At 60.1% G+C, this 16263-nt stretch carries 17 protein-coding genes; 14 read left to right on the plus strand and 3 right to left on the minus strand.

Features of this window, described 5'->3' with window-relative positions; all coding sequences use genetic code 11:
- Positions 1-69: 69 nt before the first annotated feature.
- Together G9X67_RS18650 and G9X67_RS18655 are read right to left on the minus strand one after the other, a co-directional pair.
- Positions 70-966: an alpha/beta hydrolase gene (locus G9X67_RS18650; RefSeq protein ID WP_138328410.1), complete on the minus strand. Its 897-nt coding sequence runs from the start codon at positions 964-966 to the stop codon at positions 70-72.
- 65 nt (positions 967-1031) lie between these two features.
- Positions 1032-3107, minus strand: a complete 2076-nt coding sequence (locus G9X67_RS18655) for a lytic transglycosylase domain-containing protein (protein WP_138328409.1) — start codon at positions 3105-3107, stop codon at positions 1032-1034.
- Positions 3108-3321: 214 nt separating this feature from the next.
- Between G9X67_RS18655 and dapA the strand changes: the two genes are divergently transcribed.
- On the plus strand, positions 3322-4206 hold the full coding sequence (dapA, locus tag G9X67_RS18660; protein ID WP_138328408.1) for a 4-hydroxy-tetrahydrodipicolinate synthase: 885 nt from the start codon (positions 3322-3324) through the stop codon (positions 4204-4206).
- Between the two features lie 102 nt (positions 4207-4308).
- The gene (smpB, locus tag G9X67_RS18665; RefSeq protein ID WP_003558077.1) at positions 4309-4788 is read left to right on the plus strand and encodes an SsrA-binding protein SmpB; all 480 of its coding nucleotides are present in this window, start codon (positions 4309-4311) and stop codon (positions 4786-4788) included.
- A 65-nt stretch (positions 4789-4853) separates the two neighbouring features.
- Here the strand turns inward: smpB and G9X67_RS18670 are convergent, their stop codons facing one another.
- Entirely contained in the window at positions 4854-5435 is a 582-nt protein-coding gene (locus G9X67_RS18670; protein WP_003558079.1) for an NYN domain-containing protein, read from the minus strand.
- A 297-nt stretch (positions 5436-5732) separates the two neighbouring features.
- Between G9X67_RS18670 and rpoZ the strand changes: the two genes are divergently transcribed.
- The 12 genes from rpoZ (at position 5733) to G9X67_RS18730 (ending at position 16224) form a co-directional block, all read left to right on the plus strand.
- Complete coding sequence (gene rpoZ, locus G9X67_RS18675) at positions 5733-6137, plus strand: DNA-directed RNA polymerase subunit omega (protein ID WP_003558080.1); 405 nt, start codon at positions 5733-5735, stop codon at positions 6135-6137.
- 182 nt (positions 6138-6319) lie between these two features.
- Complete coding sequence (locus G9X67_RS18680) at positions 6320-8554, plus strand: bifunctional (p)ppGpp synthetase/guanosine-3',5'-bis(diphosphate) 3'-pyrophosphohydrolase (RefSeq protein WP_029871473.1); 2235 nt, start codon at positions 6320-6322, stop codon at positions 8552-8554.
- 194 nt (positions 8555-8748) lie between these two features.
- Positions 8749-8898 carry a DUF3563 family protein gene (locus tag G9X67_RS18685; protein WP_012756785.1) on the plus strand — a complete coding sequence of 50 codons (150 nt, stop codon included), beginning with the start codon at positions 8749-8751 and terminating at the stop codon, positions 8896-8898.
- Positions 8899-9058: 160 nt separating this feature from the next.
- A complete protein-coding gene (locus G9X67_RS18690) occupies positions 9059-9649 on the plus strand; it encodes a DUF2062 domain-containing protein (protein ID WP_138328407.1) in 591 nt (196 codons plus the stop codon).
- Positions 9650-9687: 38 nt separating this feature from the next.
- A complete protein-coding gene (acpS, locus tag G9X67_RS18695; RefSeq protein WP_138328406.1) occupies positions 9688-10092 on the plus strand; it encodes a holo-ACP synthase in 405 nt (134 codons plus the stop codon).
- Positions 10093-10250: 158 nt separating this feature from the next.
- Positions 10251-10994: a signal peptidase I gene (gene lepB / locus G9X67_RS18700; protein WP_138328405.1), complete on the plus strand. Its 744-nt coding sequence runs from the start codon at positions 10251-10253 to the stop codon at positions 10992-10994.
- Entirely contained in the window at positions 10991-11710 is a 720-nt protein-coding gene (rnc, locus tag G9X67_RS18705) for a ribonuclease III (RefSeq protein WP_003546941.1), read from the plus strand. Before lepB ends, rnc begins: the two co-directional genes overlap by 4 nt.
- 7 nt (positions 11711-11717) lie before the next feature.
- The gene (era, locus tag G9X67_RS18710) at positions 11718-12659 is read left to right on the plus strand and encodes a GTPase Era (protein ID WP_012756789.1); all 942 of its coding nucleotides are present in this window, start codon (positions 11718-11720) and stop codon (positions 12657-12659) included.
- 135 nt (positions 12660-12794) lie between these two features.
- The gene (locus tag G9X67_RS18715) at positions 12795-13547 is read left to right on the plus strand and encodes a Crp/Fnr family transcriptional regulator (protein WP_064653984.1); all 753 of its coding nucleotides are present in this window, start codon (positions 12795-12797) and stop codon (positions 13545-13547) included.
- Positions 13548-13754: 207 nt separating this feature from the next.
- Positions 13755-14237, plus strand: coding sequence for a response regulator (locus G9X67_RS18720; RefSeq protein WP_138328404.1), 483 nt, complete (start codon positions 13755-13757; stop codon positions 14235-14237).
- A 118-nt stretch (positions 14238-14355) separates the two neighbouring features.
- On the plus strand, positions 14356-15126 hold the full coding sequence (gene recO, locus G9X67_RS18725) for a DNA repair protein RecO (protein WP_138328403.1): 771 nt from the start codon (positions 14356-14358) through the stop codon (positions 15124-15126).
- A 102-nt stretch (positions 15127-15228) separates the two neighbouring features.
- Complete coding sequence (locus G9X67_RS18730) at positions 15229-16224, plus strand: aldo/keto reductase (RefSeq protein ID WP_138328402.1); 996 nt, start codon at positions 15229-15231, stop codon at positions 16222-16224.
- Positions 16225-16263 lie beyond the last annotated feature (39 nt).

A 16263-nucleotide genomic window follows, 5' to 3' on the forward strand; every position in this document is an offset into this window, starting at 1 on the left:
CGGCTCTCGAGCCGGGCTTTTTGTATTTGGACGAATGGCCCATTGTGTCAGTTGAGCAATTTCGCGAGGTTATCGGCAGGTGTCGAGAAAAACTCGAATTATCGTGGGAATATTGCCAAGATGCAGGAGCGGGGCGTGTCCTTGACCTTCGGCGGTATGAAGGATCATCCCAGAATGCCGCCGCGCCATTTCGCCGGCGCTTTCCAGTGAAAGCAGCGACGTATTTTCGCCGCGGATCAGCATGAGCGGCAACCGGCTCAGGCCTTCGAATTGCCCCCAGAGATCAGGCAGCGGCTGGCTGAAATCGATCGATTTTAGTGCCTCCGCGATCGCCGGGTCGAAGTCGGCGACCGGCCGTCCGCCGATATCGCGATAAAGGGCAAGCGCCATCTCGCGCCAATCTTCCTCTGCAAGCGCGGTAAACGACGCGCCATGATTTTCCTTCAATATATCAGCCGCCTCGTTCCAGTCCGCCGGCTTCCTGCCGCTGTTGAGGTAGTCGCGGATCCGCGCCAGCCCCTCCGCCTCGAGCACGGGCCCGATATCGTTGAGGATGACGGCTTCGAGAAGATCCGGCCGTGTCGCCGCGATCAGATGCAGGATCAGCCCGCCCCGCGACGTGCCGACGAAGATCGCCCGCTCGATGCCGAGCGCTTCGCAGGCGGCAAGGACGTCGCCGGCCTCGATGGCGAGATTGTAGTTCGCCTTGTTCTCATCCCATGCCGAGTTTCCCCGTCCGCGCGAATCGAGCGCAATCACCCTGCGAGGCATTGTTGTGTCCCGGGAGAGAAGCAGCGCAAGCGGATGAAAATCCCGTGTATTGCGGGTCAGGCCGGGCAGGCAGATCACCGGCAGCCGTCCGGCGGTTACCGCCTGGTCTGGTTGGTAGTCGCGGGCATAAAGCCTCAACCCATCAGAAGACGTGAAAAATCGTTCCTGGAAACCGTCTGCATCCGTATCCGGCATCGCATCCCTCGAGACCTGTTTGATCCCGAAGATGTAGCTTGCTTTTCAAGCCGCGCCAAATGGCTTCAGGAGGCGCTTCGTCCGCCGATCAGGTCGCGCTCGATATCGGTGGGTTGGCCGAGACGGGCTTTATAAACCTCGTAATTCTCCATCACCCGCTGCACATAGTTGCGCGTTTCGGGGAAGGGGATGCGCTCGATCCAGTCGACGATCTCGTCGATCGGCCTGCCGCGCGGATCACCGTAGCGGCCGATCCATTCCGGCACCCGCTTCGGCCCGGCATTATAGGCAATGAAGGTGAGGATATAGGAGCCGCCGAAGGCGTCGATCTGCTCGCCGAGATAATGGGCACCGAGTGTCGCGTTATAGCCGGCATCGGCCGTTAGCTTGTCCTTGGAAAAGGCGATGTTGTGGCGCTTGGCCACTGCCTGGGCCGTTCCCGGCAGAAGCTGCAGCAGGCCGCGCGCGTTCGCCGCCGATACGGCGGCCGGGTTGAAGGCGCTTTCCTGCCGGGCGATGGCATAGGCAAGCGCCTTGCCGGAGCCCGTTATATTGGCGTTCGCCGGGATCACGCCGACCGGAAAGGCAAGCGCTGCGACATCGATGCCGCGTCCATAGGCGATCTTGCCGATCTGCAGCGAGAGATGATGATCGCCGGATTGCTCGGCCCGTGCCGCAAGGACAGCCAATTCGCCGGGGCTTTGCAGTTGATCGGCGAGCGCGAGATAGAGAATGGTGGCCCGCCATCCATGGCCGGCGGCCTCCAGCCGGGCGATCGCCTGCACGGCTTCGCGTGCCTGGAAGCGCTGCCGGTCGGCCGTGCTGGGTGCGGGATAGGTGACATTAAGCGTCTTTCGCCCCAGCCTTTCGGCCGCGAGCTGCCCATAGAAGGTGCCGGGAAAATCCGCGGCCTTCGCATAGAATTCGCTGGATTTGCCGGGGCCTCCGGCCTCCGCTGCTCGTCCCAGCCAATACCAGGCGCGTGAAACCGAGATCGGTCCGTTTGATGTCTGCAGGATCTTGCGGAAATGTCTTTCCGCCGTTGCCGGGTCCTGGAGGCCGCGAAGCGCGTACCATCCGGCATGGAATTCAGCCTCGACGATATCCGTCGGGCTCGTTGCGGCGTAGTTTGCGACGATGCGATAGGCAGGCTTGAACTGTCCCTGGTCGACGAGACCACGGCTGATGATGCGCTGCTCGTTCCACCATTCGCCGGAATTGACGAGTTCGCTGCGCTCGGGCGGCATCTGCTCCAGAAGCACAGCCGCTTCGGCATATTTGTCTTGCTTGCGCAGATATTCGATCCGCGCAAACAGCAGGCCGGCATCGCCGCGCCATTTCGCATCGACGGCGTTGAGCAAGGCGCCGGCATTGCCGGCTTTGGCGTCGACGGCAGCCCAGGCCGTGTAGAGCGACTGCGCCTGGCCCATGTCTCCGAAGCGCTTGGCCTGCGCCACCCGGCCGCGATACATCAGATAGTCCATCCGCGCCTTATGGTCGGCAGGCGTCAACAGCGCGGAAAACTCGATGAGGATCTTGTCCTCGATCGCCTTGTCGAGAGCCTCTCCGCGCCAGACCTTGCGGATATATTTTGCCGCCTGCGCCTGCTTGCCTGACGCAACCAGCGCCCGGCCGAGGATGACGGCGCCCTGCGTCGTCTCGGGCGCGGTATCGCCGAAGGCGGCGAGCACGGCGGAAGGGGCGGGATTTTCGTCATAGATCGCGCGTTCGGAATAGGCGCGCAGCCGCGAAAGACCCGGCCAGCTCTTGAGCTCTTGCGCGGCGCTGGCGATTTCATAAGAAGGAACACCCTTCAATCCGGAAACGGCGATCGCCCAGGTGAGGATATGGCGGTCGAGCGTCCCGTCGCCCATGCTGTCGCGGATCGAAAGCGCCAGCTGCGGGTCCTTGTCGGAAAGCGCGTCGAGGCCGGCTTTCAGGTCGCCGTTGACGGGCGCGATGGCCGGATTGCGCGGAATGGCGCCTGTTGTGATCGATTCCGGTATGGCTGTCTCGGGAATGAAGCCGAGCGGCTTGACGGCAGGCATGGGGGTGCTTTCGCCGGGAAGCGGCGACGCAACACTGCTCCACGCGGCGGCGATGAAGCCGAAGGCGGACAGAATCAGGACAGCTTTCTTCATCCGGGATCTCGCAACGAAAACACGCCCTGCCATTTGGCTAGAGGCATCTTAACGAAACCTTACCGTACCAGGTAAAATTCATTCACATCTGCTATCGGAATTTGCCCTAAACCGAACTCTGCGCGCTTGTCGCGATGATTTCGGCGCTCTATGGTGCGCAACTCATATTCATGGAATGCGGCCGAAGCAAGGATTTGGTCGTGAGGAGCTTTGCATGTTCAATGGGTCCATTCCCGCCCTCGTCACCCCCTTCACGGATGCCGGACTGATCGACGAAGACAGCTTCGCCGCTCATGTCGACTGGCAGATCAAGGAAGGCAGCGGCGGTCTCGTTCCGGTCGGCACGACCGGTGAATCCCCGACGCTGTCGCATGCCGAGCACAAACGGGTGGTGGAACTCTGCATCGAAGTTGCCGCAAAACGCGTTCCCGTCATGGCCGGCGCCGGCTCGAACAATACGCGTGAGGCGATCGAGCTTGCCCAGCATGCCGAAAAGGTCGGTGCGAATGCCGTTCTGGTCGTCACGCCCTATTACAATAAGCCGACGCAGAAGGGTTTGATCGCGCATTTTTCGGCGATCGCCGAGGCCGTCGATCTGCCGATCTATATCTATAACATCCCCGGTCGCTCGGTGGTCGACATGACACCGGAAACGATGGGTGCGCTCGCCAAGGCGCATAGGAATATCGTCGGCGTCAAGGATGCGACGGGCAAGATCGAGCGCGTCTCCGAACAGCGTATCACCTGCGGCGCGGATTTCAGGCAGTTATCCGGCGAGGATGCGACGGCGCTCGGCTTCAACGCCCATGGCGGCGTCGGCTGTATTTCGGTAACGGCCAATGTTGCCCCGCGCCTTTGCGCCGACTTCCAGGCGGCAACGCTGGCAGGCGACTATGCCCGCGCCCTGGAATATCAGGATCGGCTGATGCCGCTCCACAAGGCGATCTTCCTTGAGCCGGGTCTTTGCGGCGCCAAATACGGGCTCTCCAAACTTGGCCGGATGAGCCGCAACGTTCGTTCGCCGCTGCTTTCGACGCTGGAGCCGGCAACGGAATCGGCGATTGACGCCGCGATGCGCCATGCAGGCCTGTTGAACTGACGAGACCGGCCGTCTTCACAAGACGGGGTCTCTCCCTTACATAAAGGGCAAGGAATGAGGGTGCGGCTTTTCGCGCTCTAAAAAAGCAATTGGAATATCGTCATGGCCCCCAAAGGCAGCCAGCGCGTGGTGAACAAGATCGTGGCCGAAAACCGCAAGGCCCGCTTCAACTACGAGATCATCGATACTTACGAGGCGGGCATCGTGCTGATGGGCACGGAGGTCAAGTCGCTGCGCGAAGGCAAGGCCAATATCGCCGAATCCTACGCCTCGGATGAGGGCGGCGAGATCTGGCTGATCAATTCCTATCTGCCGGAATATCTGCAGGCCAACCGCTTCAATCACGAGCCGCGCCGGCGCCGCAAGCTGCTGCTGTCGGGCCGTGAAATCCATCGTCTGCGCTCTGCCATCAACCGCGAAGGCATGACGCTGATCCCGCTGAAGATCTATTTCAACGATCGCGGTCGGGCGAAGATGGAACTGGCGCTCGCCAAGGGTAAGAAATTGCACGACAAGCGCGAATCCGAGAAGGAGCGCGATTGGAACCGGCAGAAGAGCCGCCTGCTGAAGGCTCATGGCTGACCGCGCTGCCATGGTTTATGATCACGTCCTGATTGTCGCGGCCACTCCGGTTCGGGATGGAGAGGTCAATCCTCGAGATCGCTGACCGGGGCAACTTCGGCCGGGCGTGGCGCCCGCTCGGAGGGATCACGACCGATTTCAGCCTTCAGAGACAAGAGATCGATGAAATGATCGGCCTGTCGGCGCAGGTCGTCGGCGATCATCGGCGGCTGGGTCGCCATGGTCGAGATCACCGAGACCTTGCGACCTCTGCGCTGCAACGCCTCGACCAGGTTCGTGAAATCACCGTCGCCCGAGAAGATGACGAGATGATCGACCGTTTCGGACTGCTCCATGGCGTCGATGGCAAGCTCGATGTCCATGTTGCCTTTGATCTTTCGGCGGCCCATGGAATCTGTGAATTCCTTGGCGGGCTTGGTGACGACTTTGTAGCCGTTGTAGTCGAGCCAGTCGATCAGCGGCCGGATCGATGAATATTCCTGATCTTCGATCAGAGCGGTATAATAATATGCGCGCAGCAGATATCCGCGTTTCTGGAATGCTTTCAAGAGCTTGCGGTAATCGATGTCAAAGCCGAGGCTCTTGGATGCAGCGTAGAGATTGGCGCCGTCAATGAAGAGTGCAATTTTTTCGCGTGGGTCAAACATCGCTTACCAATCCAATGAGAGCAATCGAAATCCGCATGGGACAAACTTAAATAAAAACAATAGCTTGTGTTTCGATTTCGATCCGGTCCTTACTTTATGAATTATTCATATATGAAAGATTTAGGGCACGATTCGACATATTCCAAGCAACCTTCGGTGGAATTATGACATTCTCCATGGGAATCTAGCTCAGCCGCGGATAAAGACGAGGGGAGCCGGAATGAAAAACTTGTATTTGCCCGGTTTTAATTGTATCGGGCGTGTTAATCCCGAAATGACGACCGTAAAGGACAGGCAATGGCCCGTGTCACAGTTGAAGATTGCATCGACAAGGTGGAGAACCGCTTCGAGCTGGTTCTGCTCGCCAGCCACCGCGCCCGGCTGATTTCCCAGGGTGCCTCGATCACCATCGATCGCGACAACGACAAGAATCCTGTGGTGGCCCTGCGCGAAATTGCCGATGAGACACTTTCGCCCGATGACCTCAAGGAAGATCTGATCCATTCGCTGCAAAAGCATGTCGAAGTCGACGAACCCGAGCCCGATCCGGCAAGCATGATCGCCGCCGGCGGTGTCGCCGCAGCCGACAGCGAAGAGCAGGACGATGTGCCGGAGACGATCACTTTCGACCAGATGTCGGAAGAAGAGCTGCTTGCCGGCATCGAAGGCCTCGTGCCGCCGGAAAAGAGCGACGATTACTAAGCGCGCCGGCTGGATCTCTCGTCGCATCGGTCAGATGCGACCCTGAAAAAGCTGCATGCGATGCAAAAGAGCGACGATTACCAATCGTCAATCTTGCACCTTTATTGCTTAGGCATATTATTGCCCATGTGTGCGCCAATCGTTGATTGGCGCGCTTTTATTTTTATCGGAGTGGCTTTGGAATGATGCGGCAGTACGAGCTCGTGGAGCGGGTTCAGCAATACAAGCCCGATGCCAATGAAGCACTGCTGAACAAAGCCTATGTTTATGCCATGCAGAAGCATGGCCAGCAAAAGCGCGCGAGCGGCGATCCCTATATTTCCCATCCGCTCGAGGTCGCCGCCATTCTCACCGACATGCACCTCGATGAATCGACCATCGCGGTTGCCCTTCTGCACGATACGATCGAGGATACGACGGCGACACGCGCCGAGATCGACGAACTCTTCGGCGAGGATATCGGCCGCCTGGTCGAGGGTCTGACTAAGATCAAGAAGCTCGATCTCGTCACCAAGAAGGCCAAGCAGGCGGAAAACCTGCGCAAGCTGCTGCTGGCCATTTCCGACGATGTGCGCGTGCTGCTCGTCAAGCTTGCCGATCGCCTGCACAATATGCGCACCCTCGATCACATGTCGGCCGACAAGCGTGCCCGCATTTCCGAGGAGACGATGGAAATCTATGCGCCGCTCGCCGGCCGCATGGGCATGCAGGACATGCGCGAGGAACTCGAGGAGCTCTCCTTCCGGCATATGAACCCGGAAGCCTACGAGACCGTCACCAAAAGGCTGGAAGAGCTTTCGAAGCGCAACGAGGGCATCGTCAAGAAGATCGAGGCCGAGCTACGCGACCTTTTGGTCGCAAGCGGCCTGACGAGCGCCTACGTCAAGGGCCGGCAGAAGAAGCCTTATTCGGTCTTCCGTAAGATGCAGTCGAAGTCGCTTTCCTTCGAGCAGCTTTCCGATGTCTATGGCTTCCGCCTGATTGTCGAGGACATCCCCTCCTGTTACCGCGCGCTCGGCATCGTCCACACGCGCTGGCGCGTCGTGCCCGGCCGCTTCAAGGACTATATCTCGACGCCGAAGCAGAACGATTACCGTTCGCTGCACACCACCATCGTCGGCCCCTCCAGCCAGCGCATCGAACTGCAGATCCGCACCAAGCGCATGCACGAAATCGCCGAATTCGGCATCGCCGCCCACACGCTCTATAAGGACGGCGCCACCAATGCCGATGGCGACATCCTTTCTCGCGAATCCAATGCCTATTCCTGGCTGCGTCATACGATCGAGGCCTTGGCCGAGGGTGACAGCCCGGAAGAATTCCTCGAGCATACCAAGCTCGAACTCTTCCAGGACCAGGTCTTCTGCTTCACGCCGAAGGGCAAGCTGATTGCCCTGCCACGTGGCGCCACCCCGATCGATTTCGCCTATGCGGTGCACACCAATATCGGCGACACCACGGTGGGCGCCAAGATCAACGGCCGCATCATGCCGCTGGTGACGCGGCTTGCGAATGGCGACGAGGTCGAGATCATCCGCTCCGGCGTACAGGTTCCACCGGCCGCCTGGGAGGAGATCGTCGTGACCGGCAAGGCGCGAGCCGCCATCCGTCGCGCCACCCGCATGGCGATCCGCAAGCAATATGCCGGCCTCGGCCACCGCATTCTCGAGCGCACCTTCAATAGGGCCGGCAAGATCTTCTCGCGCGAGGCGATGAAGCCGGCGCTGCACCGTCTCGGCCAGAAGGATGTCGAGGATGCGATCGCCGCCGTCGGCCGCGGCGAAATGTCCTCGCTCGACGTGCTGCGCGCCGTCTATCCTGATCATCAGGACGAGCGCGTCACCGTGAAGCCCTCCGGCGATGACGGCTGGTTCAACGTCCGCAGCGCCGCCGGCATGATCTTCAAGATCCCCGGCAAGACCAAGGCAGGGCATGACGGCGGTCATTCGGAAATCGACGCCGATGCCGACATCGGGCCCATCCGCGGCCTGTCCGGCAATGTCGACGTCAAGTTCGCGCCGACCGGCGCCGTGCCCGGCGATCGCATCGTCGGCATCATGGACCAGGGCAACGGCATCACCATCTATCCGATCCAGTCGCCGAGCCTGCAGCGTTTCGACGATCAGCCCGACCGTTGGATCGACGTGCGCTGGGATCTCGACGAAGCCAACAAGTCGCGATTCATGGCGCGTATCATGGTGAATGGGCTGAATGAACCCGGCACGCTCGCCAAGGTCGCCCAGACGGTCGCAGGCCTCGACGTCAATATCCGCTTGCTGAACACGGTGCGGGTGGCGGCGGATTTCACCGAAATGATGCTCGAGGTTGAGGTCTGGGACCTGCGCCAGCTCAACCAGTTGCTCGCCCAGATGAAGGAACTGGATTGCATCGCCACGGTCCGGCGGCTCTACGAGTAAGCTTTTGTTAAGTCCCTCAGGGGTTTGAGCGAAAAATTGCACATTTTATGATCGTTTTAGGATCGGAAAGGCGCATCAAAAAGGCGAGTAATGCAGTGAGCGCATGGCTGTCTCCATGTTGCGGTGGTGGTAATTAACCTCTGCCGGGCCTATCTTCTGGTCATCGAAACGTAAACAGAAGATGAGACAAGATAATGTTTGACCCTATCAAGAAATTCGCTCGTGCCTTTCGCGCTCCGACCACGCAGGAACGTGAAATGGCATATTTGGATGGCTCGTTCGATCGTATCGACCTCGAGTTTCGTCAGCGCCAGGTCGACCGCGGTCTGTTCCGCAATCGCTAATACCAAACTTATACTTGAGACAAGTGAGGGACGTTATGCATAACGGACGCCCCTCGGCATGAAGAAGCTCCTCTTCACAGAGAGAAATGAGGGGTGGATTTTCGAGCGGTATCATTTGCCGCTCTTGTCATGGTGGTGTGCGCTGCACTAAATACCGGCCATGTTGTTTCGCCGTCGCAAACCTGCGGGATTCAAGGAAAAGATGCGGGAGCTTTTGTGGCCTCGCAAGGGTTTCCTTCGCCCGATCCGTTACCTGACAATGCGCGTCCTGCGCCTGAGCGCTTCGCCGCATGCGGTTGCCGCCGGCGTCGCTGCGGGTGTCTTCGTCTCGTGGACGCCTTTCATCGGCGTGCATTTCGTCATGGCTTTCGTCATCACCTATTTCCTCTCCGGTAGCATGGTGGCCGCCGCCCTCGGCTGCGCCGCCTTCGGCAATCCGCTGACCTATCCCTTTATCTGGGGGATCACCTGGGAGATCGGACATTTGCTGTTGAGCCGCAAGGATCAATTGGCCGGTCAGACGGTGGATCTCGCCGCCCTTTTCCACAAGCTGAATTTCACTGAATTATGGAAGCCGGTGCTGGAGCCGATGCTGGTCGGCGCCATCCCGCCGGCGATCGTCACTTCCGTTGCGCTCTATGCGTTGACGTTCTACACCGTCAGGGGTTTTCAGACGCGCCGGCATATACGGTTGATGGAGCGGGCGCGCCTGCGCCTTGCCGTTCCAGCCGGCAACATGCCGAGCATATGAACCCGATCAAGAATTCTTAAGCGACGGAAGGTTCCGGCATGATCATCGGCATTGGCAGCGATCTGATCGACATTCGCCGTGTCGAGAAATCCATCGAGCGCTTCGGCGAGCGTTTCACCCATCGCTGCTTCACCGAGATCGAGCGCGCGCGTTCCGATAAGCGGGCAAACCGTGCCGCATCCTATGCCAAGCGTTTCGCCGCCAAGGAGGCCTGTTCCAAGGCGCTCGGCACCGGCATAGCGCAGGGCGTCTTTTGGAAGGACATGGGCGTCGTCAACCTGCCGAGCGGCAAGCCGACCATGGTTTTATCGGGCGGCGCCGCCCTGATCCTCGAATCGCTGCTGCCCGCGGGCCACAGGCCCGCCATTCATTTGACAATAACCGATGATTATCCCTTGGCGCAGGCCTTCGTCATTATCGAGGCGTTGCCCGAGAGCCTCTGATCGCGACCTCGGGCGCTGTTGATCGTGACCTCGGGAGTTGTTGATCGCGACCTCTCGTCGCTTTTGATGTTGTCGCCATTGCCGCAACCGGCCGAAGCCGCTAGAGAGAACGACAGAAAGAATTGCGCCGCCGCGGCGTCTTGAAGGAATAAGACTGCGTGTCCGAAAAAGTCGAAGCCAAGCCGAACGCCCTCTGGGAAAATATCAAAGTCATCATCCAGGCGCTGATTCTGGCGATGGTGATCCGAACGGTGCTGTTCCAGCCCTTTACCATTCCGTCCGGTTCGATGATGCCGACACTGCTGGTCGGCGACTACATCTTCGTTAACAAGTTCGCTTACGGCTATTCGAAATATTCGCTGCCCTTCTCGCCAGATATCTTCAGCGGCCGCCTGTTCGGCGCCGATCCTAAGCGTGGCGACATCGTCGTTTTCCGTTTCCCGCCGAACCCCGAGATCGACTATATCAAGCGCTGCATCGGCCTGCCGGGCGACCGTATCCAGGTTACCGACGGCGTGCTCTACGTCAACGGCAAGCCGGTTCCGAAGGTGGCGGACGGTGCGTTCACTTCGGATTACAAGCTCGACCCGGGCGAGGACGTGCCGGTATTCCGCGAAACGCTCGACGACGGCAAGTCCTACGACACGCTCGATCAGTCTCCGGTGTCGCGTGGTGATAACACTCGCGAATTCATCGTGCCGGAAGGCCATTATTTCATGATGGGCGACAACCGCGACAACTCGCTCGACAGCCGCTTCGACGTCGGCTTCGTGCCTGCCGAAAATCTTGTCGGCCGCGCCAGCGTCATCTTCTTCTCGCTCGGCAACGACACCTCCTTCCGCGAAATCTGGAAGTGGCCGACGAATATGCGTTGGGACCGCCTCTTCAAGGTTGTTGAATGAGTAAGGCGCAGACGCTTTCTGCGGCGGACCGCGCAAAGCTTGAAGCCCTGATCGGTCATGACTTCGCTGAAAAGGAACGCCTGGATCGCGCGCTGACCCATGCCAGCGCCCGCACCGAAAAGGGCGGCAATTACGAACGGCTGGAATTCCTCGGCGACAGGGTCCTCGGGCTCTGCATCGCCGAGCTTCTGTTCCGCACCTTCGGCACGGCGGGAGAAGGCGAGCTCTCGGTTCGCCTCAACCAGCTCGTCAGCGCCGAAACCTGTGCTGCGGTCGCCGATGAACTCAATCTTCATCTCTATATCCGCACCGGCGCCGATGTGAAGAAACTGACCGGCAAGCGGATGATGAACGTGCGCGCCGACGTCGTCGAAAGCCTGATCGCCGCGATCTATCTCGACGGCGGCCTCGAAGTCGCCCGCCGGTTCATTCTGCGTTACTGGCAGGGCAGGGCGGTGCGGGCCGATGGCGCCAAGCGCGACGCCAAGACCGAGCTGCAGGAGTGGTCGCACGCGAAATTCGGCGTCACGCCGATCTACCGGGTTGATGAACGCAGCGGACCGGATCATGATCCGCGCTTCAAGGTGACGGTGGAAGTTGCTGGCATTAAGCCCGAAACCGGCGTAGAGCGGTCGAAGCGTGCCGCCGAACAGGTGGCGGCAACGAAGATGCTCGAGCGCGAAGGCATTTGGCAGCAATCGCCTGCCGGAAACTGACGGGACAATGACACAAGAAGAAGAGATCGCGGCCGAAGCTGCCGCAGAAACCAATGGTCCGACGCATTCGGGCTTCGTCGCGCTGATCGGGCCGACCAATGCCGGCAAGTCGACGCTGGTGAACCGCCTCGTCGGCGCCAAGGTCTCGATCGTCAGCCATAAGGTGCAGACGACGCGGGCTATCGTTCGCGGCATCGCGATCCATGACAATGCCCAGATCGTCTTCATGGATACGCCTGGTATCTTCAAGCCGCGCCGCCGGCTTGACCGCGCCATGGTGACCTCGGCCTGGGGCGGTGCGAGGGATGCCGATCTGATCGTGCTGCTGATCGACAGCGAGCGCGGCCTGCGCGGCGATGCCGAAGCCATCCTCGAAGGCCTCAAGGAAGTCCGGCAGCCGAAGATCCTGCTGCTCAACAAGATCGACCGCGTCAACCGCGAGGATCTGCTGGCACTGGCCGCTGCCGCCAACGAGAAGATCGCTTTCGAGCGCACCTTCATGATCTCCGCCGAAAACGGCTCCGGCTGCGACGACCTCATGGACTATCTGGCGAAAACGCTCCCTGAGGGGCCGTGGTACTATCCGGAAGACCAGATCTCCGATCTGCCCATGCGCCAGCTCGCCGCCGAGATTACCCGCGAGAAGCTGTTTCTGCGCCTGCACCAGGAGCTTCCCTATGCCTCGCATGTCGAAACGGAGACGTGGGAAGAGCGCAAGGACGGCTCGGTGCGGATCGAGCAGGTGATCTATCTCGAGCGCGACAGCCAGAAGAAGATCGCCCTCGGCAAGGGTGGCGAAACCATCAAGGCGATCTCGACTGCGTCGCGCAAGGAATTGTCGCAGATCCTCGAACAGCCGGTCCACCTCTTCCTGTTCGTCAAGGTTCGCGAGAATTGGGGGGATGATCCCGAGCGGTTCCGCGAAATGGGTCTCGATTTCCCGAAATAAGCATGGCAAGGATTTCGTCGGGTTGGCGCCAGCCCTTTGTTTCCGCTTTAAAAATCCGCCTCGCTCATGGAACAAATCCATGCCTTGCGCATTTGTTAACGAACGGCGCGCCGATTTTGCGACGGTAGGGCAACTATGGCGACGTCGAGACCCATCAATTCTTTCAAGACCCCTTGCGAGCAATGTCCTTTGCGGCCCTTGCCGCATTTCAGGGAATTCAGCCGCGACGAGCTGGAATTCGTCTCGAGCTTCAAGAGGGGTGAGCTTGCCGTCGATGCCGGCTCCACGATCCTCGTCGAGGGCGCACATAGCGCTCATCTCTTCACGGTGCTCGCCGGCTGGGGCTTCCGCTACAAGATGCTGGAGGACGGACGCCGCCAGATTCTGAATTATATCATGCCGGGCGACCTGGTCGGCCTGCAGGGAACGATAGCCGGTGAGATGCAGCATTCAGTCGAAGCGCTTTCGCCCGTGTCCCTTTGTGTCTTCGAGCGTGACAGGCTGATGACGCTCTACAACAAACACGCCTCGCTCGCCTTCGACATCACCTGGATCGCCGCGCGCGAGGAGCGCATCCTGGATGAGCATCTCTTGAGCATCGGCCGCCGCACGGCGCTGGAACGAGCAGCCTATCTGATCGCTTTCCTGTTTGAGCGCGGTCGGAAGCTCAATATCTTCAACGGCCGCAAATTCATCCCCATCACCCAGCAGCACATTGCCGACACGCTCGGTCTTTCCATCGTTCATACCAACAAGACCTTGAAAAAACTCAGCGAACGTGGGTTGATCCGCTGGCAGGAGCGCGGCTGCGAGGTGCTGAACGGCGAGGAATTGATGGCGATATCAGGCTGGGAAGGGCTTGGAGAGGGCAAACGCCCGTTCATTTAAAGCGCCTCGCGATCTTTCAGATTCGCTCCTCGCACCTTAGGTCTTTGTTTTGCGCATGTCGTTGTCGCAGACCGCTGCACATTTTGCGCGACATGCTTTGGCCAAGCAGCCTGGTTATGTCTTTTTTAAATGCAGATTAGCGGCAAGGAAAATAAGGTCTGCCGTCATCTTTCCTCCGATTTTGATTCTTATCGACCGGGCAGAAAAATGGTTTATTCAGAAAAGGTGGCGGAATTCACCGATAGCGTGCCATGCGGGGCACCGGAGGGCAATGATGTTGGCGAAACGGCCGGGGCGCTGCGACAGGCGCCCGACGAGGGGCATCGAATCATGACAATCCGTGTTCTGGTTCTTGAAGACAGTCTGATCATCGCGATGGAGGCGGAGGATATTCTACGCCTGGCCGGCGTCGAGAGCATCGATATCGTCGGCAGCGTCGAACAGGCAAGGGCTGCCATTGCTGCGGAGACATATGATTTCGCCCTTCTCGACGTCAATCTCGGCGAGGGCATGAGCTTCGGTTTTGCCCGCCACCTTCTCGATATCGGCATCCCCTTCGGCTTTGTCAGCGGCTATTCCGATACCGGCGATTTCCCGCCCGACCTGCAGCACATACCGCTTCTGGTGAAGCCTTTCGACGAAATGGCGATGCGGGAATTCCTGCAGAGGCTTTTCCCGGCTGTCGCCTGACGCGGTCCATGACGGAAGCCAGCCTTGCACTGCAGCGCGTCTTTCAGACGCGCAAAGGACGCTGTAACGCGTTGAATTATGCAGTAGGATGATTCGTCAGCCGTAAGGACTTCTTTCGATGCAGTGGCAGGACCATGCGATCATCCTGGGCGTCAAGCGCCACGGCGAGACGAGCGTCATCGCCGAGGTAATGACGCGTGATCGCGGCCGCCATCTCGGCCTGGTGCGCTCCGGCCGCTCGCGCGCCATGCAGCCGGTGCTGCAGGCGGGCAATGCAGTGGAGGTCATCTGGCGTGCCCGGCTTGACGAGCATCTGGGCGAATTCCGCGTCGAGCCGGTGACGCTGCGCGCTGCCCGGCTGATGGAAACGGCGACCGCCGTCTACGGTGTCCAGGCGATGGGCGCGCTGCTGCGGCTGCTGCCGGAGCGTGACCCGCATCCGCACCTCTTCGATGCGCTGGAGGTCATCCTCGATCACCTGCACAACCCGGCCGATGCCGGCGAACTCTTCGTGCGTTTCGAGCTTGCGGTGCTGAATGACCTCGGCTTCGGCCTCGATCTTGCCGAATGCGCCGCGACCGGCGCCCGTTCCGATCTCGTCTATGTCTCGCCGAAATCCGGCCGCGCCGTCAGCCGCGCCGCTGGCGCGCCCTGGGCGGACAAGATGCTGCTCCTACCGCCGTTCCTCAGCATCGAAGGCAATCATGCGGCCGACTTCGATAGTCTCTCGGCCGCATTCCGTCTGACAGGGTTCTTTCTGCATCGCCATGTCTACGAGCCGCGTGGCATCGAGGTGGTAGCTGCCCGCGAGGGCTTCGTTCAGGCGGCGCTCAAGGCGCTTAATCCAGCCTTGCGGACGCTTTCGGATCCGAATGGTGTTTCCGCCTGACCTCCGTTTTTTACGGGTGCAAAACATCCTCCAGATTTGGCGGTTTACCCACTCGTGAGCGCCTCCTATGTCTTCACAGGACTGCCGCTCAAGGAGGATCTCATGCTGACCAAGCCCGCATCATCGACAACGATCACGCTCTGGAACGGCCGCGAAATTCCGCGCCTCGGCATGGGATGTTGGGCGATCGGCGGTCCCTTCTTTGCCGGCGACACGCCGCTCGGCTGGGGTGATGTCGACGACGATGAATCCGTGCAGGCGATCAACCGCGCCATCGAACTCGGCATCCGCTTCTTCGACACGGCCTCGAACTACGGCGCCGGCCACTCGGAGGAGGTGCTCGGCCGGGCGATCGGCAATCGCGACGATATCGTCATCGCCACCAAGTTCGGCTTCGCCACCGATCCGGAAACCAAGCAGGCAACCGGCGCCTTCGCCGATGAGGCCTTCATCCGCCGTTCGGTCGAGACCTCGCTGCGCCGCCTCAAGCGCGATCGCCTCGATCTCCTGCAGTTCCACCTCAATGATTTTCCGCTGGAACAGTCGGATGCCGTCTTCGATACGCTGGAGGCGCTGCGCGCCGAAGGCAAGATCGATGCGTTCGGCTGGAGCACCGATTTTCCCGATCGTGCTGCCCGTCATACCAGCCGCCAGGGCTACGTCTCGATCCAGCATACGATGAATGTTTTCGAACCGGTGCCGGAGATGATCTCGGTGATCGAGGGGAAGGGCCTGATCTCCATCAATCGCGGTCCGCTGGCGATGGGGCTGCTGACCGGCAAGTTCACCGCCGACAAGGCGGTGGGCGCCAAGGATGTCCGTGGGGCGGCCCTCGACTGGATGGTCTATTTCAAGGACGGGCGTATTGCCCCGGAATTCGCCGCACGGCTCGATGCCGTCCGCGATCTCCTGACATCAGGCGGCCGCACGCTGACGCAGGGCGCGCTTGCCTGGCTCTGGGCACGCTCGCCGCGCACCCTTCCCATTCCGGGCTTCCGCACCGTTGCCCAGGTGGAGGAAAATGCCGGCGCACTGGAGAGGGGACCGCTGCCGGCCGATGTCATGGCAGGAATCGATGCCGCACTCGCGCGCGTGTGACGCTCTAACTCTTTGTTTTCACGCAATTCCGGACGGAAA

Source organism: Rhizobium sp. WYCCWR 11152, from assembly GCF_013087615.1.
GTDB lineage: Bacteria > Pseudomonadota > Alphaproteobacteria > Rhizobiales > Rhizobiaceae > Rhizobium > Rhizobium indicum.